17 protein-coding genes, 1 riboswitch and 2 other annotated features are annotated in these 22622 nt (G+C 35.1%); of the genes, 13 read left to right on the forward strand and 4 right to left on the reverse strand.

Annotated elements, in window-relative coordinates:
* The first annotated feature begins 21 nt into the window (after nucleotides 1-21).
* Genes EKQ63_RS12865 through EKQ63_RS12885 form a run of 5 tightly spaced genes read left to right on the forward strand, consistent with a single transcriptional unit; the run spans nucleotide 22 to nucleotide 10228 of the window.
* Complete coding sequence (locus EKQ63_RS12865) at nucleotides 22-7179, forward strand: amino acid adenylation domain-containing protein (RefSeq protein ID WP_143881096.1); 7158 nt, start codon at nucleotides 22-24, stop codon at nucleotides 7177-7179.
* Nucleotides 7176-7400, forward strand: coding sequence for an MbtH family protein (locus EKQ63_RS12870; protein ID WP_087952474.1), 225 nt, complete (start codon nucleotides 7176-7178; stop codon nucleotides 7398-7400). The genes EKQ63_RS12865 and EKQ63_RS12870 overlap by 4 nt, the downstream gene beginning before the upstream one ends.
* Nucleotides 7400-8842 carry an MDR family MFS transporter gene (locus EKQ63_RS12875; protein WP_087952475.1) on the forward strand — a complete coding sequence of 481 codons (1443 nt, stop codon included), beginning with the start codon at nucleotides 7400-7402 and terminating at the stop codon, nucleotides 8840-8842. The genes EKQ63_RS12870 and EKQ63_RS12875 overlap by 1 nt, the downstream gene beginning before the upstream one ends.
* Before the next feature lie 58 nt (nucleotides 8843-8900).
* A complete protein-coding gene (sfp, locus tag EKQ63_RS12880) occupies nucleotides 8901-9650 on the forward strand; it encodes a 4'-phosphopantetheinyl transferase Sfp (RefSeq protein ID WP_143881097.1) in 750 nt (249 codons plus the stop codon).
* Between the two features lie 35 nt (nucleotides 9651-9685).
* A complete protein-coding gene (locus EKQ63_RS12885) occupies nucleotides 9686-10228 on the forward strand; it encodes a hypothetical protein (RefSeq protein ID WP_000959131.1) in 543 nt (180 codons plus the stop codon).
* A gap of 37 nt (nucleotides 10229-10265) precedes the next feature.
* On the opposite strand, the gene EKQ63_RS12890 is transcribed toward EKQ63_RS12885, so the two are convergent.
* On the reverse strand, nucleotides 10266-10538 hold the full coding sequence (locus EKQ63_RS12890) for an HU family DNA-binding protein (protein WP_001043907.1): 273 nt from the start codon (nucleotides 10536-10538) through the stop codon (nucleotides 10266-10268).
* Nucleotides 10539-10743: 205 nt separating this feature from the next.
* On the opposite strand from EKQ63_RS12890, the gene EKQ63_RS12895 reads away from it, so the two are divergent.
* Complete coding sequence (locus tag EKQ63_RS12895; protein WP_087952478.1) at nucleotides 10744-11511, forward strand: DUF3891 family protein; 768 nt, start codon at nucleotides 10744-10746, stop codon at nucleotides 11509-11511.
* Nucleotides 11512-11537: 26 nt separating this feature from the next.
* Nucleotides 11538-12050, forward strand: a complete 513-nt coding sequence (locus tag EKQ63_RS12900) for a DinB family protein (protein ID WP_411469472.1) — start codon at nucleotides 11538-11540, stop codon at nucleotides 12048-12050.
* A 100-nt stretch (nucleotides 12051-12150) separates the two neighbouring features.
* Here EKQ63_RS12900 and EKQ63_RS12905 read toward each other — a convergent pair whose 3' ends face one another.
* The 3 genes from EKQ63_RS12905 to EKQ63_RS12915 form a co-directional block, all read right to left on the reverse strand.
* A complete protein-coding gene (locus EKQ63_RS12905; protein WP_143881099.1) occupies nucleotides 12151-13344 on the reverse strand; it encodes a S8 family peptidase in 1194 nt (397 codons plus the stop codon).
* 232 nt (nucleotides 13345-13576) lie between these two features.
* Complete coding sequence (locus EKQ63_RS12910; protein WP_143881100.1) at nucleotides 13577-14944, reverse strand: alanine/glycine:cation symporter family protein; 1368 nt, start codon at nucleotides 14942-14944, stop codon at nucleotides 13577-13579.
* 107 nt (nucleotides 14945-15051) lie between these two features.
* Nucleotides 15052-15169: riboswitch (glycine riboswitch) on the reverse strand.
* A 207-nt stretch (nucleotides 15170-15376) separates the two neighbouring features.
* Entirely contained in the window at nucleotides 15377-15952 is a 576-nt protein-coding gene (locus tag EKQ63_RS12915; RefSeq protein WP_143881101.1) for a hypothetical protein, read from the reverse strand.
* A gap of 132 nt (nucleotides 15953-16084) precedes the next feature.
* Here EKQ63_RS12915 and EKQ63_RS12920 point away from each other — a divergent pair, with 132 nt between their 5' ends.
* The 6 genes from EKQ63_RS12920 (at nucleotide 16085) to EKQ63_RS12945 (ending at nucleotide 22621) form a co-directional block, all read left to right on the forward strand.
* Complete coding sequence (locus tag EKQ63_RS12920) at nucleotides 16085-16429, forward strand: hypothetical protein (protein WP_143881102.1); 345 nt, start codon at nucleotides 16085-16087, stop codon at nucleotides 16427-16429.
* A gap of 148 nt (nucleotides 16430-16577) precedes the next feature.
* Nucleotides 16578-17396: a nucleotidyltransferase family protein gene (locus EKQ63_RS12925; RefSeq protein WP_143881103.1), complete on the forward strand. Its 819-nt coding sequence runs from the start codon at nucleotides 16578-16580 to the stop codon at nucleotides 17394-17396.
* Nucleotides 17397-17520: 124 nt separating this feature from the next.
* Nucleotides 17521-18141 (forward strand): YdbC family protein, encoded by a 621-nt coding sequence (locus tag EKQ63_RS12930; protein WP_087952486.1) that lies wholly within the window; start codon nucleotides 17521-17523, stop codon nucleotides 18139-18141.
* A gap of 183 nt (nucleotides 18142-18324) precedes the next feature.
* The gene (rluF, locus tag EKQ63_RS12935) at nucleotides 18325-19032 is read left to right on the forward strand and encodes a 23S rRNA pseudouridine(2604) synthase RluF (protein WP_001222167.1); all 708 of its coding nucleotides are present in this window, start codon (nucleotides 18325-18327) and stop codon (nucleotides 19030-19032) included.
* Nucleotides 19033-19154: 122 nt separating this feature from the next.
* Nucleotides 19155-19379: a binding site (T-box leader), on the forward strand.
* Between the two features lie 35 nt (nucleotides 19380-19414).
* Nucleotides 19415-19637, forward strand: a binding site (T-box leader).
* Nucleotides 19638-19681: 44 nt separating this feature from the next.
* Nucleotides 19682-21604 (forward strand): threonine--tRNA ligase, encoded by a 1923-nt coding sequence (gene thrS / locus EKQ63_RS12940; protein WP_143881104.1) that lies wholly within the window; start codon nucleotides 19682-19684, stop codon nucleotides 21602-21604.
* Nucleotides 21605-21853: 249 nt separating this feature from the next.
* The gene (locus EKQ63_RS12945; protein ID WP_000106419.1) at nucleotides 21854-22621 is read left to right on the forward strand and encodes an ABC transporter ATP-binding protein; all 768 of its coding nucleotides are present in this window, start codon (nucleotides 21854-21856) and stop codon (nucleotides 22619-22621) included.
* Nucleotide 22622: the final 1 nt, after the last annotated feature.

Below are 22622 nucleotides of genomic sequence, written 5' to 3' on the forward strand. Positions count from 1 at the left end.
ATAATAAAGGGGTAGTAAAGAATGCCTAACAGTCAAAAGATTCGTCATTCGTTATCATCTGCGCAGTCTGGCATGTGGTTTGCGCAACAATTAGATCCGCTTAATCCAATTTATAATACTGGGGAATATGTAGAAATAAACGGAAATATGAATCAAGAAATTTTCGAATTAGCAGTACGTAAAGTTGTAATGGAAGCAGAAGCACTTCATGTTCGCTTCGAAGAGGATGAAATGGGCCCATGGCAAGTTATTGAAGAATCACAGTTTCATATGCATTTTATTGACGTACGTAAAGAAGAAAACCCTGAAGAAGCTGCTAAAGCATGGATGAAAAATGATTTATCTATGCCAGTCGATTTGAAAAAAGATACTTTATTTACTGAAGCACTTATTCAAGTTGAAAATAATCGTTTCTTTTGGTATCAGTGCATCCATCACATTGTGATGGATGGCTATGGATTTTCACTTCTTAGCCAAAAGGTAGCGAATGAGTATACATCACTTATAGAAGAAACAAACAAGAATGAAAAGCCATTTGGTTCTCTTGCAAAAGTTGTGCAAGAAGATATGGAGTATCGTGAGTCTAAACAATTTCAGGAAGATCGTACTTTTTGGTTAGAAAAATTTGTGGATGAACCAGAAGTTGTAAGTTTGGCAGAACGAGCACCGAGAACATCAAATGGATTTTTACGCGAAACAGCATATTTATGTAGTTCTAGTACGAAAACTTTACTAGAAGATATCAATTTTTCGTTAACAAGTTGGCCGGAATTCATTGTCGCTGTAACAAGTATTTATATGCATAAATTAACAGGCGAAAATGATATTGTTTTAGGTTTACCGATGATGGGACGTCTAGGTTCGGTATCTATTCATACACCAAGTATGGTAATGAATTTAGTTCCACTTCGTATTACAGTAACTCCAAATATAACTCTTGCGGAATTATTGCAGCAAGTTTCTAAAGAAATCCGAGATGTACGTCGCCATTATAAATACCGTCATGAGGAATTAAGAAGAGAATTAAAGTTACTAGGTGAAAATCAAAGGTTGTTTGGACCGTTAGTGAATGTTATGCCTTTTGATTACGGGCTAAATTTTGCTGGAAATCGTGGTATTACACATAATTTATCAGCGGGACCTGTCGATGATTTATCAATAAATGTATATAAACGTTTTGATCAAAATGAGCTAATGATTCATTTTGATGCGAATCCGGAAGTATATAATGGTGCGGAGCTAGCATTGCATAAAGAAAGATTTATGCAATTATTAGAATTAATGATAAATGATTATCAAAAAGACGAGTCGATTGGAAAGATAAACATTACTCTTCCTGAAGAAAATCATAAAGTTTTATTGGAATGGAATGAAACAAAGGAAGACGATGAATTAATCAATCTGCCTATATCATTTGAAAAACAAGTGCAAAAAAATCCCGATAAACTAGCGATTACTTGTGACGGTGTAAACCTTACGTATAAAGAGCTAAATGAACGAGCGAATGAACTAGCACATTATTTAGTAGAAGAAGGAATACGACCAAACCAGTTTGTAGCTTTAGTATTTCCAAGATTAACGGAAATGGTTGTTAGTATGCTAGCAGTTTTAAAGGCTGGTGCAGCGTATTTACCAATAGATCCAGAATATCCAGCCGAGCGAATAAATTATATAGTAAATGATGCAAAACCAGCTTGTATCATAACACATTCATCTGTTTCATCTAAGTTAGTTATAAAAAATGATATGAAAAAAATTGTATTAGATGACGAAGAAACGAAACTAGCATTACATACATATTCTCGTATGAATATAGCATGTAAGAATGATATATCACTTTTAAACCCAGCCTATACAATATATACTTCAGGCTCAACAGGAAACCCAAAAGGTGTAATTGTTCCTATGAGAGGTTTAAGTAACTTTTTAATGGCTATGCAACAAAAGTTTTCGTTACATGAACATGATCATTTATTAGCAGTTACAACATTTGCGTTTGATATTTCTGCTCTAGAAATTTATTTACCTCTTATTAGTGGTGCAAGTTTAACAATTGCGCAAAAAGAAGACATACAAGAGCCTTCTGCATTAACGACACTTTTACATGAAGAAAGAGTGACCATTATGCAGGCTACACCGACGCTTTGGCAGGCGTTAGTAACTGATTATCCGGAGAGGCTACAAGGGCTAAATGTGCTCGTTGGTGGTGAAGCTCTTCCTGCGCATTTAGCAAATACATTAAAAGAATTAGGTTGCGCTATTACAAACTTATATGGACCAACTGAAACGACTATTTGGTCTACTGTCATGAACATCGATGAAAGGGAAAGAGGTATACCTCCTATCGGAAAGCCAATTTGCAATACAGACGTGTATGTATTAGATGCAGGGTTACAACCAGTTCCACCTGGAGTGATTGGGGAATTATATATTGCAGGGGAAGGACTTGCAAGCGGATATTTAGGAAAACCAGAGTTAACGGCTGAACGGTTTGTTGCAAATCCTTATGGAGAACGAGGAGAGCGCATGTACCGTACTGGTGATCTTGTAAAATGGCGCAATGATGGTGTGCTAGAATATGTGAGCCGTGCAGATCATCAAATTAAAATTCGTGGTTTCCGAATTGAATTAGCTGAAATTGAAATGGTATTACAACGCCATGAAAATATTAAGCAAGCAGTAGTAATGGTACGAGAAGACCGCCTGAATGATAAACGAATCATCGCGTATATCGTTGCCGAAGAGAAGGAAACGATTCATCTTTCAGAAATTCGTTCTTATGTTTCAGAAAGTTTAGCGAATTATATGGTGCCATCAGCATTTGTATTGCTAGAAGAATTACCGTTAACGCCAAATGGTAAGGTTGACAGAAAGAAATTACCTGCTCCTGATTTTAATGGAATGAACAATGAGAGGGTTGCTAGAAATCCGAAAGAAGAAATATTATGTGATTTATTTGCAGAAGTACTTGGTGTTTCTCGAATTAGCATTGATGATAATTTCTTTGAAATGGGTGGACATTCACTTCTCGCATCTCGTTTAATGGCAAGAATTCGTGAAACGTTAAGTGTGGAACTAGGAATCGGGAAACTATTTGAATCACCAACTGTTGTTGAATTAGCGAAACAATTGGATCGAGCAAAAACTGCAAGACCAGCGATTAAGAAAGTAAGTAGGCCAAATGAAGTTCCACTTTCATTTGCACAGCGTAGATTATGGTTCTTACATTGTTTAGAAGGCCCAAGTCCTACTTATAATATTCCGTTAGTCATTCGTTTGTCTGGAAAGTTGAACGAGGAAGCATTGCATGGTGCTTATTATGATGTAGTTGAGAAACATGAAACGCTTAGAACGATTTTCCCTAACGTATTAGGTAGTTCCTATCAGAAAATTTTAGATATGGAAAATTTAAATATAGAAATGATTATAACAAAAACATGTAAAGAGGAATTAGAAAGTGTGCTTGCAGAGGCGGTAAGATATAGCTTTAACCTTGATTTGGAACCCGCAGTTCGTATGCAGCTATTTACATTGAATGAAAACGAACATGTATTATTAATTCTATTACATCATATTGTAGGTGACGGCTGGTCATTACAGCCTTTAACGAGAGATTTTACAGCGGCTTATAAAGCGCGATGTCAAAGTGACAGAGTTCAGCTGGAGACACTTCCAGTTCAATACGCAGATTATGCACTTTGGCAACAGCGATTGCTAGGTGATGAAACAACACCAGAGAGTCTTATTTCAACACAATTAGATTTTTGGAAAGAAGAACTTAAAGGTTTACCAGACCAAATGGAGTTACCTACAGATTTCCAGCGTCCAATTGAGACGAGTTACCGCGGGGAAACAATTCATTTTCATATAGATGAAGGTATGCATAGTAGGTTAGTAGAGCTTGCACGTAAAAATGGAGTTAGTTTGTTTATGGTATTGCAAGCAGGGCTTAGTGCACTATTTACAAGATTAGGTGCAGGCACTGATATACCAATTGGAAGTCCGATTGCTGGAAGAAACGATGATGCACTCTCTGACATAGTTGGTTTATTTGTAAATACATTAGTGTTACGTACAAATACTTCAGGAGATCCAAGTTTTAAAGAATTATTAAATAGAGTGAAGCAGGTAAATCTTGCAGCTTATGAAAATCAAGATGTTCCATTTGAAAGACTTGTTGAAGTGTTAAATCCAGTACGTACTCGAAACAGCCACCCGTTGTTTCAAGTTATGTTAGCTTTTCAAAATACACCAGAAGCAACGTTTCATGTACCAGATTTAGAAGCGAGCCTTGAAATTCAAAGCGTTGGTTCTGCAAAATTTGATTTAACATTTGAAATTAGTGAGAGTAACGGGGTTGATGGTACTCCGAACGGTTTACATGGATTACTAGAGTTTAGTACCGATTTATATAAACGTGAAACGGTTCAAAAACTAATAGAACGATTCATTTTGTTATTAGATGATGCAGCTACAATTCCGGATCAATCCATTGGCAGATTAGAAATATTAACTTTAGCAGAGAAAAATACAGTGTTAGAAAAGTGGAATGGTGGTTTTCAAATTGCACCAGAAATGACATTGCCACAATTATTTGAAAAGCAGGTTCATATAAATCCAAATTCTATTGCTGTTGTCTTTAAAGATAAGAAATTAACTTATGAAGAGTTAAATACAAAAGCAAATAAAATAGCTCGATTCCTAATAGCAAAAGGAATTGGTCCTGATCAACTCGTTGCTTTAGCAATGCCAAGATCATTAAACATGGTTGTAAGCTTATTAGCTGTTCTTAAAGCTGGTGCTGGATACCTACCGTTAGATCCAGATTACCCGTCAGATCGTATTTCATTTATGCTCCATGATGCGAAACCATCATGTGTTTTAACAAACTCAGAAGTGGAAATTGAATGTGATGAGGCACTAAAAGTTTTAGTTGATGATGTGAAAGTAATAGCAGAAGTTGAGAAATATAGTGAAGAAAATATTGATGAAGTGGAACGAATTAAGCCATTATCTCCATCACATATTGCTTACGTTATTTATACGTCAGGCTCAACGGGTAGACCGAAAGGCGTTATGATACCTCATCAAAATGTAGTAAGACTTTTAGGCGCAACTGATCATTGGTTCCAGTTTGACGGGAACGATGCTTGGACGATGTTCCATTCATATGCTTTTGATTTCTCGGTTTGGGAAATTTGGGGGCCTTTATTATACGGAGGGCGTTTAGTCGTAGTGCCACATACGGTAAGTCGCTCGCCGAAAGAATTTTTACAGCTTCTAGTTAAAGAAAAGGTTACGGTTTTAAACCAAACTCCATCAGCGTTCTACCAATTGATGCAAGCAGATCGTGAAAATGAAGAGATTGGTCAAAAATTATCTTTACGATATGTTGTTTTTGGAGGAGAAGCACTTGAGCTAAGTCGCTTAGAAGATTGGTATAGTCGACATCCTCATAACGCACCGAAGCTTATTAATATGTATGGTATTACGGAGACGACAGTACATGTTAGTTATATTGAATTAGATGAAACTATCGTCTCTTTACGAGCAAATAGTTTAATTGGGTGCAGTATACCTGACCTTAAAGTGTATGTGTTAGACAACTACTTACAACCAGTCCCACCTGGAGTAGTTGGAGAAATGTATGTTGCAGGCGCAGGGCTTGCGCGTGGATATTTAGGAAGAGCAGGATTAACGGCTGAACGCTTTATTGCAGATCCATTTGGCAAGCCAGGTACAAGAATGTATCGTACTGGAGACTTAGCACGTTGGCGTCAAGATGGGACGCTAGATTATATAGGACGTGCAGATCATCAAATAAAAATTCGCGGATTCCGAATTGAATTAGGAGAAATAGAAGCAGTCATAATGAAGCACCCTAAAGTTGAGCAAGTAGCCGTTATTGTACGGGAAGATCAACCGGGGGATAAACGGTTAGTTTCTTATATCGTCGCATCAAATAATGAAGCGATTGATACGAATGAAATGCGTCAGTTTGCTAGTGGTAGTTTACCAGATTATATGGTTCCATACGCTTTTGTAGTAGTAAATGAGTTACCTTTAACTCCGAACGGTAAATTAGATAGAAAGGCATTGCCAGCTCCAAAATTTATCGCATCATCTTCTAGTCGTGGTCCAAGAACACCGCAAGAAGAAATGCTATGTGACTTGTTTACAGAAGTGCTAAGTGTGCCTCAAATTGGAATTGATGAAGGATTCTTTGATCTTGGTGGCCATTCACTCCTTGCAGTGCAGCTTATGAGCCGCATGAAAGAGGCGCTTGGAGTGGAACTAAACATTGGTACTTTATTTGCAGCACCGACTGTTGCAGGGTTAGCTGAAAGACTTGAGATGGGGAATGGTCAAAGTGCACTTGATGTGTTGCTGCCATTACGAGCAAGCGGGAATCAATTACCACTATTTTGTGTACATCCAGCAGGTGGATTAAGTTGGTGCTATGCAGGACTTATGAAATCTTTAGGAACAAATTATCCAATCTATGGTGTACAAGCACGTGGCATCGCTAAAAATGAAGAACTTCCAAAAAGTTTAGAGGAGATGGCGGCGGATTACTTAAAACACGTTCGTGAAGTACAGCCTCATGGACCATATCGTTTATTAGGTTGGTCGCTTGGAGGAAATGTTGTGCATGCAATGGCGGCGCAACTACAAAATGAAGGGGAAGAAGTAGAATTACTCGTTATGCTTGATTCTTATCCTGGACACTTCTTACCGAATACGGAAGCACCTACTGAAAAGGAAGCGTTAATCGCCTTACTTGCTTTAGGCGGATATGACCCAGATAACATGGATGGTAAACCACTTACAATGGAAAGTGCAGTTGAAATCCTTCGTAAAGATGGAAGTGCATTAGCAAGTCTTGAAGAAGAGACTATATTGAACTTGAAAGAAACATATGTAAATTCAGTAGGGTTGTTAGGGAAATATGTACCGAAAGTTTATAACGGAGATATCTTATTCTTTAGATCTACTGTTATACCAGACTGGTTTGATCCTATTTCTCCAAATACGTGGCTAAATTATTTAGATGGACAAATTATGCAGCATGATATTGACTGTAGACATAAAGATCTATGTCAGCCAGGTCCACTTACGGAAATTGGACAAGTATTAGCGAAATATTTGCAGAATAAGAAAGGGGTAAGTAGAGTATGATGAATCCATTTGAAAACGATAATTACACATATAAAGTATTAATAAATGAGGAGGGCCAGTATTCTCTCTGGCCTGTCTTTCTTGATGTACCTATTGGGTGGAATGTCATACATGAAGAAGCTAGCAGGCATGATTGCTTACAATATGTTGAAAATAACTGGACTGATTTGAATCCAAAAAGTAATCAAGCTGGTGAAAAAATAGTAGTAGGAAAACGATAATGAAAGCAAAAATAAATCCAAAAGTAGTTGTAAGCATCGTATATATAACAGCGATGTTTATGGCTGCGATGGATGCAACAATTGTGAACGTAGCACTACAAACGATAAGTAAAGAATTACAAGTAGCTCCATCTGCAATGGGGACGGTTAATGTTGGGTATTTAGTTAGTTTAGCTGTTTTCCTTCCGATTTCCGGTTGGTTAGGAGATCGATTCGGTACGAAAAGAGTATTTCTAACTGCTCTTTTCGTATTTACAACTGCATCTGCGTTATGTGGGATAGCGAACGATATTACATCATTGAATATTTTTCGTATTATTCAAGGTGCTGGTGGAGGGCTTTTAACGCCAGTTGGGATGGCGATGTTATTCCGAACATTTTCACCAGAGGAAAGGCCGAAAATTTCTCGGTTTATTGTGTTGCCAATTGCTGTCGCACCGGCAGTAGGACCAATTATTGGTGGCTTTTTTGTAGATCAAATGTCTTGGCGCTGGGCATTTTATATTAATCTACCGTTTGGAATCGTTGCATTGCTATTTGGACTTCTATTTTTAGCAGAGCATGTTGAAAAATCAGCTGGTCGCTTTGATTCTCTCGGCTTTATTTTATCAGCACCAGGATTTGCGATGCTCATATATACACTCAGCCAGGGACCATCAAAAGGGTGGATTTCTCCAGAAATTATGAGTACAGGGATGGCTGGGCTTGTATTCATTACATTGTTTATAATCGTAGAACTGAAAGTAAAGCAACCGATGTTAGATTTACGCTTATTAAAAGAACCAGTCTTTAGAAAGATGAGCCTTATATCATTATTTTCATCAGCTGGTTTACTAGGAATGTTATTTGTTTTTCCGCTTATGTATCAAAATGTAATAGGAGCATCCGCACTGGAATCAGGTCTTACTACATTCCCAGAGGCAATTGGATTAATGATATCGTCACAGATTGTGCCTTGGTCATATAAGAAATTAGGTGCTCGTAAGGTAATTTCTATCGGGTTAATTTGTACGGCGATTATCTTTGTTTTATTAAGTTTTGTAAATCACGATACGAATCCTTGGCAAATACGGGCATTATTGTTTGGCATAGGTATTTTCTTAGGACAGTCAGTTGGAGCAGTTCAATTTTCTGCATTTAACAATATAACGCCACCTTCTATGGGGAGAGCAACTACTATATTTAATGTGCAAAATCGATTAGGTTCAGCAATAGGAGTTGCTGTTTTAGCTAGTATATTAGCTGGTTTTGGAAATAACAGTGCACAACATAATGCTCATTCAGATTTCGTGCCATATCAAGCGGCATTAATTGGGTCAGCAATATTTTTACTCGTAGCATTACTATTTTCTTTACGTATTTCTGATAAAGAGGTAATGTCAAAAAAGAAGAAAAAACCGTTACCTGTATTACAAAAAGAGAAAGAAATTGTAAATGAATAAGTTTGAAAATGGTCTTTTGAAATAAAATGATATTGGTATTTAGAAGGAGAGAGTTTACATGATAGAAAGTAAAGTTGTAGATTCTATACCGATTTTGAATGAGAATGATTGTCAAATATGGTGGGGAAGAATTTCGGATTTACAATCATGGCATTACAATTTACTAAATGATGTTGAACGAGAGAAGGCAAATTCATATCATCATTCGGCAGATCGTGCTCGTTTTATAATCGGTTGTGTAATTAGTAGATTAGTTCTAGGTAAAATACTTTCTATGTCACCAGTTCAAGTGCCAATTGATAGGCTGTGCCCAGTATGTAATTTACAACATGGTAGACCACAATTACCAGAGGGTATGCCGCAGTTATCGGTTTCACATTCGGGTGAATGGGTTGTTGTTGCATTTACAAAGTCTGCACCTGTAGGCGTTGATGTTGAACAAATGAATCCAAATATAGATGTAATGAAAATGGCAGAAGGTGTATTAACAGACATTGAAATAGCGCAAGTTATGAAATTACCTAATGAACAAAAAATAGAAGGTTTTTTAACATATTGGACTAGAAAGGAAGCTGTGCTCAAAGCGACAGGTGAAGGTCTAATGATTCCACCAGTGGATATTACTATATCAGCTCCAAATGAACCTCCAAACTTGTTGTTTTTTAAGGATAGACAAGAGTTAGTAGAAAATACAGTGATGAGAGATTTAAGGCCAAGTGTAGATTATACGGCTTCAATTGCAATATTCAGTAAAGAAGTCACCGAAATCATACAGCTGGATGCAGTAGCGCTTTTAAATGATAAATAAGTTTAATAAAATATTTTATAGAAGAGGTGTTCCTCATGCTAGTAGCGGAAAATAGAACAAATGAATTCACTTATCATGTACAAGCAATTAAAAATATTTTATTTTCTGGAGATACATCATCTATTCATGCTTTAGAAAAGCTTTTGAATGATACAGTTCAGTTTGATGTTCTAGAACAAGAGGTGCTTGATAGACAGTATATCCCGAAAGAAGCAAAGAGTTTCTTTGATAAAAACGGAACATTTCTTTACCGTGTATCCAATATTAGTTATAAAGGAAAAGTATTATCTGAAAATCTCATTTTTGCGGATACCTCGTTTTTACCAAATACAATAAAGAGGGAGTTAGAGAGTGGAAACATTCCAGTTGAAAAACTTATAGAAAAGATGGAAGTAAGAAGGAACGTATTATATGAAGGATATCAGCCTTCTGGGAATATTATTGAATTGTTCGATGGATGCTCTGTTTCGGCGCATGTGTATCCAACAAGAAAATATCAAATTGTAAGTAACTGCAGATGCATATTTTATATTTGCGAGGTGTATCATGCAGAAAATATAAAGCAATTACTAAATTAAAACAAGAAACCAGCCTATAAAATGGCTGGTTTCTTGTTTATTTCACAGCTTCTTTTAACTCTTTACCTGCTTTAAATGCAGGAACTTTACCAGCAGCGATTTGAATTTCTTCGCCGGTTTGTGGATTACGTCCTGTACGAGCAGATCTTTCACGAACTTCAAAAGTTCCAAAGCCAATTAATTGAACTTTATCACCAGATTGTAATGCAGTAGCAATTGTGTCAAATACAGATTGTACAGCTGCAGAAGCATCTTTTTGAGAAATATCAGCTGATTGTGCGACATTTTTAATTAATTCTGTTTTGTTCATGTTTTCACCTCATAAAAAAATTTTTTGGAATGAATGATTTAGTATAATAGATAGTAAAGATAAAGCTATTTATATTGTTAAAAAGAATGCTATATAGTTATGTTAATTTCGTTGCAAGAAACTGAATCCCTGCTAACAATTAGGGATTAATTAAGAATTGATGAATAGAAAACGCTGTAATATGAGGATGAGGGGGAGTATACGGATGATTTTTCGTGAAAAGGATGAGAAAGAAAGTATATTAATTCGTCAACATGATCATGGTTTTTTAGCTGGAGAGATTGCAAAGCATATAAAAGAAGATTTTTTTGAAGATGACACATATTTAAAAGAGACAATTGATGCAATATATGAGCATGATAGAGGATGGATAGAACTTGATAAAGTACCAATTTTGAATGATGCTAAAAATATCCCATATACATTTATGGATTGTCCAAGTTCATTACGCTTTGTCTTTTATACGATTGGTTTGAATGAAATTGAAGATTCCAATCCATACGGAGCATTACTTTGTAGTAAGCATTTTTTATCATTTCCATTAAATGAGGAAGATGAAGAGATGATGTCATTTTATACAGGGGAATTGGAACGACAAAAAAGAATATTGACAACGCTAACAAAAGAACAATTTACGATGTTCGATAAACATTATAGATTATTAAAGTTTTGCGACGAACTTTCTTTATATGTCTGTATGAATAAACCAGGGATAGAAAAGAAAGATGAAATTGATTTGTTTAAAGATGGCTTTGAAGGGACAGAAATGTTTAATAGTAAAGAGGAGAAACCTATTCAAGCTGAATGGATAGATGAGGAAACAATTCGCATTACACCGTTTCCATTTCAAACGGAATTTTATACGCACGTAAAATATAAAACTATAGATAAATGTAAAATTGAAGAAAAAGGAATTGTTAAGGCTGATAGAGAATCAAAAATGAAGAAACAAACTATTCGTTTCATACAATAAGGAGGCGATTTCGTTTGAGAGAGTGCATGTTAAAACAGGTGGATTACCATGCTTGGGCTAATATACGATTATTCAATCGACTAAAAAAATTACCAAACTATGAGACTATTTTTACTGAACAGATACAGAGTGTATTTCCATCAATCAAGGATACGTTTGCCCATATTTATATTACAGATCAAGTGTGGTTACACATATTGCATGGTAAAAGTATGAATGAAGCCATACAAGGCCGAGAAGAATTACGAAAACAAATGGAAAACAAATCGTTACATGAATTAGAAAAAATGTTTGAAAACATGGCAAATCAATATAAAGACTTTTTAAGTACAATACAAGATGTGAATGCTGCATTTGTTATCGAGAATCCATATGTAGGAAAATTAGAAACTTCAATTTTAGAGTTAGTACAACATGTCGTAAATCATGGTACATATCATAGAGGAAATATAACAGCGATGATTCGTCAACTTGGTCATTCGTCGACAATGATGGATTTTGTTCTGTATTTACATATGGTTAAAAAGCAGGGAGAGTAATATAGTTTATAAGAAGGAGAGGCTTTCGTTGTAGAAGTCTCTCCTTCTATTTTATTCCGCATTAATGGTAGAGCGACTGATTAAAGTTTTACTTTATTTCTTAAGAAGCTTTATTTTCTTGTAATTGCTTCGCATATTGTACAGCCTTATATGCATTGACTCTACCGTTTTTCCAGTACGTACCTGTACCACTAATTTTATCTGTAGTAGACTCAATAATTTGGCGAATTTGTGTATTGCTATATCCTTGATTTGCTAAAAGAGCAGCAACTCCTGCGACATGAGGTGTTGCCATAGATGTACCACTTAATGATTGATACGTGCTTCCTTTATATGTGGAATATATATTTGAACCTGGTGCTGCAACATCTACCCAGCTACCATAAGTAGAAAATGAAGATTTCTTATCTGATTGATCTGTAGAAGCAACTGCAATCACTTCGCTGTAATAAGCAGGGTAATTAGCTTTTGTATTTCCAGCATTTCCAGCAGCTGCAACAATAACAGAGCCTTTATTCCATGCATATTGAACGGCTTGTTGTAATGCAGTCCCACCATTTGGAGCTCCTAAACTTAAACTAATTACTTTTGCACCCGAATCAGCAGCTTCTCGAATACCTTGTGCTACAGCATCAAGAGTACCACTTCCTTGATTATCTAATACGCGGACAGCATAAATTGAAGTTTGTGGGGCAACACCAGCAATTCCGACACTATTATTCGTAAGTGCCCCAGTAATTCCAGCGCAATGCGTACCATGACCATTACCGTCATCAGAAACATTGTCGTTATCAACATAATCATGCCCGTAAATTACTTTCGAAGCCAAATCAGGGTGTGAGCCTTGAACTCCTGTATCAATAATGGCTACTTTTACACCGGGATCACTTCGTTGGCTATCCCAAGCTTGTGGAGCTTGAATCTTTTGTAATCCGTATTGACTATTAAAATATGGGTCGTTTGGAGTCCAAAAGGCGTGAACGTAATAATTCGGTTCTGCATATTCTACATCTGGATTATTTTTATAACTCTTTATTTTTTCTTTTACAGTACCTTTTGAAAATTGTACGACTTCAAAACCTAACTTATCATCTTTAGATAAGACATTAGCTCCGACAGATTTATGAAAAGATTGCACATTACTTAAAGATGCATTTTGTTTGAACTTAACAATTAATTGGTTAGGAACGTAATCAGTAGATGATGTTTCAGCGCTTGAAGTATTCGTGTTAAAGAAGAAACCACCAATAATAAATGACAAAACAGATAGGAAAACAATGATTTTGTTTTTCAAAAGATTTTTCCTCCCTTTTCTTGGATGAGTTTTTCAGCGACACTTTAATGTCGCATTCCTTTTCAACTATATAGTTAGACCATACGATTTATGACATTTATGTGAAAAACTTTTGGAGGAATAAAAAGGAGTAAACATTGATATAAATATATTTTTAATGATAGTAATTAAGTAAAAGAGGGGATGAAAAAAGGAATGCTCATCATATATGAGTCATTCCTACTTTCATAGATTAACTTGCCTGTTTTTTATTATTTTCTTTCAATTTCTCTGCTTGTAAAAAGCGATTTGTTTCAGCAACAACAATACTACTTAACCCAATAAGACCAATTAAGTTTGGAATCGCCATAAGTCCATTTGCAATATCCGCAAATGTCCATACGATGCCTAATTTTAAATTCGCACCAATAGCAATCATGACAATAAAGGTTGCTTTATAATATTTAACAGCACTTTCTCCAAATAAATAAGCTACACATTTCTCACCGTAATACGACCAGCCTAAAATAGTAGAGTAGGCGAATAATATAATGGCGATACCTAGAATCATACTACCAGCAATGCCAAATACGGATTGGAACGCAAGTGTTGTAGCTTCAACCCCAGTTTTACCAGACTTCCATGCACCTGTAGTAATTAATACAAGTCCTGTAATTGTACATACAATAAACGTATCTAGAAAAGTACCAGTCATAGAAACTAAAGCTTGCTTTGCAGGTGAATCTGTTTTTGCAGCCGCCGCAGCAATAGGGGCACTACCTAAACCAGCTTCGTTCGCAAATACACCGCGCGCCATTCCGATTTGAATCGCTGATGCAACAGTCGCACCGATAAAACCACCAGCTGCTGCAGTACCATTAAATGCACCAGAAAAAATAAGTAAAAATGCTTCAGGAATTTGATCGTAGTGATAGAAAATAATGATAAGACCAGCGATGATATAAAAGAAAGCTTTAATAGGAACGATATATCCTGTCACTTTCCCGATTTTTTTAACACCGCCTAAAATAACGATAGCGATTAAAAATGACATTACTATACCAGTTAAAGCAGGAGGGAAAGAGAAATTAATTCGCATTGCCTCTGCAACAGAGTTAGATTGCACCATATTCCCGATACCGAAAGAAGCAGTTGTACCGAATATAGCGAATAAAACTGCAAGCCATTTCTTACCTAAACCACGTTCTAAATAGTACATTGGTCCACCTGAATATTCGCCATTTTCATTACTAACACGGTATTTCACTGCAAGAATTGCTTCGGCATATTTTGTTGCCATACCGAACAAAGCAGTAATCCACATCCAAAAGATTGCACCGGGCCCACCGATCGTCACAGCAGTTGCAACACCTGCTATATTTCCCATTCCAATCGTTGCCGCCATAGCTGTCATAAGTGCTTGGAAGTGGCTAATATCTCCAGAGGAAGATGTATCTTCTGATTTTTTAAAAGCTAGTTTGTGAGCGTATAACAGTTTACTAAACTGTAAACCTTTTAAACGCACTGTGAGAATGATTCCAGTACCAACGAGTAATAACAACGTCGGTAATCCCCACACATAGTGATTGATTTGTTCTAATACTTTACTTACTGTCTCCATCTTTATTCTCCTTTTTTAGAAAAAATAAAAACCACTTCAAGTAAATGAAATGGTCTCTGGAGAAACAAGGGATAGAAAAATAAACCGATACAAATCGGCTTTTTCTTTCGCTTGTCTCTGTCCTTTTACCTGAGAGATTATCCGCTAGAATAGCGGATTTGCTCCTTCGGTGCTCGTTTTCCTCTACGCTATAAAGCGAGAGGGAGTCTCTCCAGAGATTCGTCCCCATGCAGTTCTACTTGTAAACAAGACCTGAGAGTTTCAAAGTCGGTTAACAACTTTTTGCCCCGTCGGTAGATCAATAGACCTTCTCCTGAATGGTTCATCCGAATTATAAAATTTATAAAAACATTGATAATAAATCAATAAAAACATTATAGACAGACAAAATGTTAATTGCAATCTTTTTTTATTGTAAAATAGTAAACAGTTTTATTTTTTTGCAAGTGCTAATTTCTCTTCAACTTCAGTTAAAGTAGATAAAGCGATGACAATATGTTGATCTGCAAGCCCTAAAGCATGTTTTGTTTTTTCAATAGTTTCATTGGTTGGAGTAGAGTTATTTGCTCCGTCTATAATCAAATTTGCTGCATTTTTCATAAAATTTGATGCGGATTTAAACTGAGTTGTGAATTCAATTAGTTGTTTTTGTATATTTATATCTGTTATGTTTTCTTCGATTTTAAGCATGTCTATTTCGTTCATAATTGTTTCGTATTGCCTGGAAACAGCATTCATTGTAACTAATAGTTTATTTCTATCTACTGAATCTCCATTCGTGTTAATCTCTTCCCAGGCAGGCAACCAATCTTTTTCGATGATGTCATTATAATTAATAGTTAATTCATTGATTTTAGGTTGTAATTTAGTTTTAAAAATTTTTGTATCCACTGTTTCTACAGTTGCTTTTTTGTTGTTATTTTTCACATTAGTAACATATAAAATCGTACTGAAAATGATGAAAATAGAAATAACAACAGTCCATTTAGTAAAAAGTAATTTCTGCAATATGTAACGCCTCCAAAATTTAAAAACTTATAATTCTAATATATAACAATAATGTTGTTTTAAGTAGAGAAAATAGGTTAGAAATGATTTAAATTATATTTTTTCTATACGCGAATAATTAAAGTTAGTAAAATGATAAAAGAAATATGTGAGAAAAGAGGAATTTTAGTGAAAATGAATAGAAGAAAACTAGTTTCAAATATTTCAATGACTATGCTGTTAATTAGCTTAATTGCACTCATATATTTAGACAAAGAATCTAAAATTGAAGATTTTCTGGTACCAATGTCAGCAATCCATATTAACGATGATAAGGAAGAGAATTATAAATATATAAGTGTAATGCCTATTACAAAGGCAAGTGAATGGGAGAACTTAGGGGAAAACGGGCATACTATTAGTTTTAAAAAAGGAGAGCGGAAGGTAACTGTATTACATTATCCAGGAGAAATTACGTATTCTATATTTGAAAAATGATTGATGATAAAAGAGATAGGAAATAAACGTTATTTTAGACTGTTTACTTCCTATCCTTTTTTTGGGTTTTTAATTCTGAATTATTTGAATAATAATCATTATGCGTATAGAATAAAATAGTATTTCTTACTAGAAATGAGTTGATAATTTGCCAAGTATAAAAAAAATAGGACGTTTTTGTCCTACAGATGATGAAGGATATATTATAAATGATGCACATATTGAAAAAGTGCAACCTATGTTTATGGAGGTAATACAGGAAATAAAAAATACTTGTTGTGAATTGTTACAGGATGATTTACACAGTGTTTATATAAGAGGCTCAATTCCAAGGGGGATTGGAATTGAAGGAATTGCAGATATAGATGTAATTATAGTAGTACGAAAGGATCCCAAATTAATAGACTTAAGTTGGCGAAAGAAACTAGAAGTTCAAAGTTTGCAAAAGTTTAATTGTATAACAGGAGTGGAATTGAGTTTTTACAGTGAAAAAGAAGTGATAAATTCAAAGAGTTTTTCTTTTATAAGCTTTATGATACAGACACATGGAGTATGTATATGTGGTGAAGATGTAACATCGTCTTTACCTAAATATAAAGTAAGTCAGGAGTTAGCCCATGAACACCTTATTCAACTGGGGAAACAAATTGGACAAGCACGCAAAGAGTTAATACATAATAAAGGCGTGGAAGATATAGAAGATTGTTGTCGTTGGATTATGAAGATAATAATCAGGTCAGGTCTGGCATTGACAATTGAGAGAGAAGGGCTTTATTCCAGAGACTTATATCCTGCATATGAATTATTTAGTAAGCATTTTCCTGAACAAGAAAAAAATATGAGAAAGGCATTACAATATGTAATTGAGCCGATAAATGATATAAATGAAATTTTATTATTTTTAAGTACATTTGGTGAATGGCTAATAGAAAGAGCGGCTGATTTTTTGAATAATATAGATAACTAGAATAACATAAAAATATTATGTAAACAAAAAAGGGGGGGAGAAAGTGAAATGAATGTTCGTGTAGGTGGAAATGTAGAAAATATTGCAAATGGGAAATGGAATATAAGATAAGGGGGAATTAAAAATGCTACTAAAAACAATCTACTGTAAGGTAGAAGAAGAGAAAAAAGAATTGTTTTCAAAAGCACAAGAAAAATGGCAAGATATACAGTATCTAGATGGATTTCATGGACAATTTGGTGGATGGCATAAAGATGAGGCATGCGTATTTACTTTATGGGAAGATAGAAGTGCGTATCAATCATTTATGAATGGTGCTCACGATACAATTTATGTAAATAGCAATCAAGCGGATACTTTTCTTTCATGTGAAATTGAACTGTTTCAAACGTTGTATGATATAGCTGATACGCATTTGAAAGATGTTGTGACAGAAGGCTCATTCGTAAGAGTTGCTATATGTGATTTAAAGTTAGGAAAGGAAAAGTATTTTTTACATAAGCAAGAAACAATTTGGAATAAAGGAATGGAAAAAGCAAAAGGAATGTTAGGTGGAGTAGTTGGGAAGTCTTTAAAAAATGAGAACCGTTACATAGTGTTCACTTATTGGAAAGATGAAATGGCTCATCAACATTATGTGGAAGAGATGTTTCCAGGTTTATATAAATTAGCTAATATTCATGAAGATATAGAAGATATAAGAGGAAAACAAGCTGTATGTAAGGAAGAATGGCTTGTATATTAAGCGCGGAAAAAGTGCATAAATGAATGTATAATAAAGATATTTTCTTATAAATGAGTAATTAATAGAAGACGTTATATACCCTTTCATGTTAATATATTTAAGTTATAATAGCAGGCTTACCCTTTTGTATTGTACGGTAGAAGCAGTGTGAGCTAGAATTTTTTAGAAAAGGAAGTGCCTAATTTGCGTATCAATAAATTTATTAGTGAAGCTGGAAAAGCGTCTCGACGCGGAGCAGATAAATTAATTAATGAGAGAAGAGTAATTATTAACGGTAAGGTTGCAAAAATTGGTGACCAAGTGAATCCAGGTGATGATGTACGCGTAAATGGAGAGCAACTTCGTATTGCTCGAGATCACGTATATATCGCTTTAAATAAGCCAGTAGGTATTACATGTACAAGTGAAAAATCAGTAAAAGGTAATATTATCGATTTAGTGAATCACCCTTTACGAATTAGCCATATTGGACGTCTTGATAAAGACTCAGATGGTTTAATTTTGTTAACGAATGATGGTGATATTGTTAATGAGATTTTACGTGCTGAAAACAAACATGAGAAAGAATATATCGTTTCAGTAGATAAGCCAATTACACCCGATTTCTTAGAAAAAATGGCGGCAGGTGTTAAAATTTTAGGTACAAAAACACTTCCTTGTGAGATCACACAGTTATCAAAATATGAGTTCAAAATTATTTTAACACAAGGGTTGAATCGCCAAATTCGTCGTATGTGTGAAGCTTTAGGTTATCAAGTATACACGTTAAAACGTACGAGAATTATGAATATTGAATTAAATAATTTACCCGTTGGACAGTGGAGAGATTTAACGAAAAAAGAGAAACGCCGTCTATTTGCAGACTTAAATTACGAACCACAAGATTGGTAAAATTGTGAAGTGTAACCAAAAAAATTTGGTTTCACTTTTTTTAATTAAATAAATAATTTTTTTAAACACTTGCAAAAATAAAATGAATAAGATATAGTAAATAACAATTAATGGATGTACTTAAAAAAGCAAAGAAAAGGACACGAGTTATTTTCCCCGGTTATACAGAGAAGGAAGGAAAGCTGAGAACTTCCTAACGCAGAAAAATAACTTACCACCTTAGAGCTGCACTAGGGAAACTAAGTATCTAGTGCCGTGTAAGCGACGTTATCGCAAAAGAAGCCATTATGTTTTTTTGTGATGGGAATCTGGGTGGAACCACGGATATAAGCATATTCGTCCCTATTTTAGGGATGAATATGCTTTTTTGCATTCAATTTCATAATAAGCGAAGAAAAGGACACGAGTTATTTTCCCCGGTTGTACAGAGAAGGAAGGAAAGCTGAGAACTTCCTAACGCAGAAAAATAACTTACCACCTTAGAGCTGCACTAGGGAAACTAAGTATCTAGTGCCGTGTAAGCGACGTTACCGTAAAAGAAGCCATTGTTTGTTTGCAATGGGAATCTGGGTGGAACCACGGGTATAAGCACGCTCGTCCCTATTTTAGGGATGAGTGTGCTTTTTATTATGAAATGGAGAGATGAAAAATGAAAGAACAAATGATTGAAATTAAATTTCCAGATGGTAGCGTGAAAGAATTTGTAAAAGGAATTACTTTAGAAGAAATTGCGGGATCCATTAGCAGTAGCTTAAAAAAGAAAGCAGTCGCGGGGAAAGTAAATGATGGGTTATATGATTTACGCCGAAATATTGAAGAAAATGCGGAAGTAGAAATCATTACTATAGATTCAGATGAAGGTGTAGAAATTGCAAGACACTCCGCGGCACATATCTTAGCGCAAGCTGTAAAAAGATTGTATGGTCATATAAATCTTGGAGTAGGGCCTGTTATTGAAAATGGTTTTTATTATGATATGGATCTTCCAAGTAGTGTAAATGTAGAAGATTTACCGAAAATCGAAAAAGAAATGAAAAAAATTATAAATGAAAATGTAAAAATAGAACGAGTTGAAGTTTCACGAGAAGAGGCAAAAACATTGTTTCAAGAAATGAATGATCATCTGAAATTAGAATTGTTAGAGGCAATTCCTAGTGGGGAAAGTGTAACACTATATAAACAAGGTGAATTTGTAGATTTATGTAGAGGACCGCATTTACCTTCAACAGGCTATTTGAAAGCTTTCCAATTAACTCACGTTTCAGGTGCATATTGGCGAGGAGATAGTAATAATCAAGTGCTTCAGCGTATATATGGTGTTGCATTCTTTTCTCAAAAAGAATTAGAAGAGTATTTACATTTCATTGAAGAAGCAGCAAAAAGAAATCATCGTAAGTTAGGCAGTGAGCTTGAGTTATTTATGTTTTCTGAAGAGGCTCCGGGAATGCCGTTTTATTTACCGAAAGGACAAATAATTCGTAACGAATTGGAAGCATTTTTAAGAGAAATTCAAAAAGAGTACAATTATCAAGAAGTACGCACTCCGTTCATGATGAACCAAGAAGTATGGGAGAGATCAGGGCACTGGGGACATTATAAAGATAATATGTATTTCTCTGAAGTAGATAATAAAAGTTTTGCATTAAAACCGATGAACTGCCCAGGACACATGCTTATGTTTAAAAATAAATTGCATTCTTATCGTGAATTACCGATTCGTATGTGTGAATTTGGTCAAGTACATCGTCATGAATTTAGTGGTGCGTTAAACGGGTTATTAAGAGTACGTACTTTCTGCCAAGATGATGCACATTTATTTGTAACTCCAAAACAAATTGAAGATGAAATTAAATCAGTAATGGCGCAAATTGATTACGTATATAAAACTTTTGGATTCGAATATGAAGTAGAGCTTTCTACTCGTCCAGAAGATTCAATGGGTGATGATAAATTATGGGAGCAAGCAGAAGCAGCATTAGAAAATGTATTACAATCGCTAAATTATAAATATAGACTAAATGAAGGTGACGGTGCATTTTACGGGCCGAAAATTGATTTTCATATTAAAGATGCTTTAAATAGAAGTCACCAGTGCGGAACAATCCAGCTTGATTTCCAAATGCCAGAGAAATTTGATTTAAATTATATAGATGAGAAGAATGAAAAGAAAAGACCAGTTGTTATTCACAGGGCAGTTTTAGGGTCATTAGATCGCTTCTTAGCAATATTAATTGAGCACTTTGGAGGTGCGTTCCCGGCATGGGTGGCACCAGTTCAAGTAAAAGTAATTCCAGTTTCAAATGCAGTACATGAACAATATGCCAGTGAGGTTGCATATAAATTAGCACAAGCTGGGATTCGTGTTGAACAAGATGCACGAGATGAAAAATTAGGATATAAAATAAGAGAAGCACAAATGCAAAAAGTACCGTATGTTCTTGTTATTGGGGATAAGGAAATGGAAAGTGGAGCTGTAAATGTACGTAAATATGGGGAAGAGAAGTCAGAAGTTATTGCGCTAGATGTATTTGTGGCAAGTATTGAAGAAGAAATAAAGAATAGAAAATATTGATTGTAAAGAAAACACACTATTAGAAATTAGTGTGTTTTCTTTTTTATCTTACAAAAATGTAAGGTAAATGTAAGCGAAATCGAGGGAACGAGTTGTAGAAAAATGAGAATATGAAGTAGGAAATAGGTTCATGTTATCCGTGTAATCCTTTCTGATTGAAAAATTAAAAAATTCTTAAGGGTTTACATGAGAAAAAGATAAGAAATATGTGAGAAATTAATTGTATACAAAAGGGATGGAGTGAAAGAGATGTCAACAAATGTAGTTACTGTAGAAAGTGTAGAAAAAACGTATGGGAAAAGGAATGAGAATCAGTCAAAAGCATTAAGGGGTGTATCATTAAATATTAAAGAAGGGGAATTTGTCGGGATTATGGGTCCTTCTGGATCTGGAAAAACGACTTTACTAAATGTGATTAGTACATTGGATCAAGCGACAGGTGGTAGTGTGACAATAGCTGGTACAAATATTACTTCTATGAAGGGGAATGCATTATCAGATTTTCGATCTCAAAAATTAGGGTTCATCTTTCAAGATTTTAACTTACTAGAAAACTTATCAATTTATGAAAATATTGCTTTACCACTTTCTCTGCAAGGTGTACCGTCAAGCGAGATTACGGGAAAGGTAAATGAGGTGGCGAAGAAATTAGGGATTACTGAAATTTTAACAAAATATCCAACTGCTGTTTCTGGTGGACAAAAGCAAAGAACAGCGGCAGCACGAGCTTTAGTACATAATCCAGCAATCGTATTAGCAGATGAACCGACAGGAGCGCTTGATAGTAAAAATGCAAAAAGCTTATTAGAAGCGATGCAAGATTTACATGAAAATCACAATGTAAGTATTTTGATGGTTACACACGATGCATTTAGTGCGAGTTATTGTGAGCGTATATTATTTATTCAAGATGGTCTTCTGTATAAAGAATTAAAGCGTCAAGGAACACGAGAAAGTTTCTATCAAGACATTTTAGGTGTGCTCGCTCATATGGGCTCAGCTGCTGAGTCTAAGTAGG

It is taken from the genome of Bacillus sp. BD59S (genome assembly GCF_007363175.1).
GTDB lineage: Bacteria > Bacillota > Bacilli > Bacillales > Bacillaceae_G > Bacillus_A > Bacillus_A pacificus.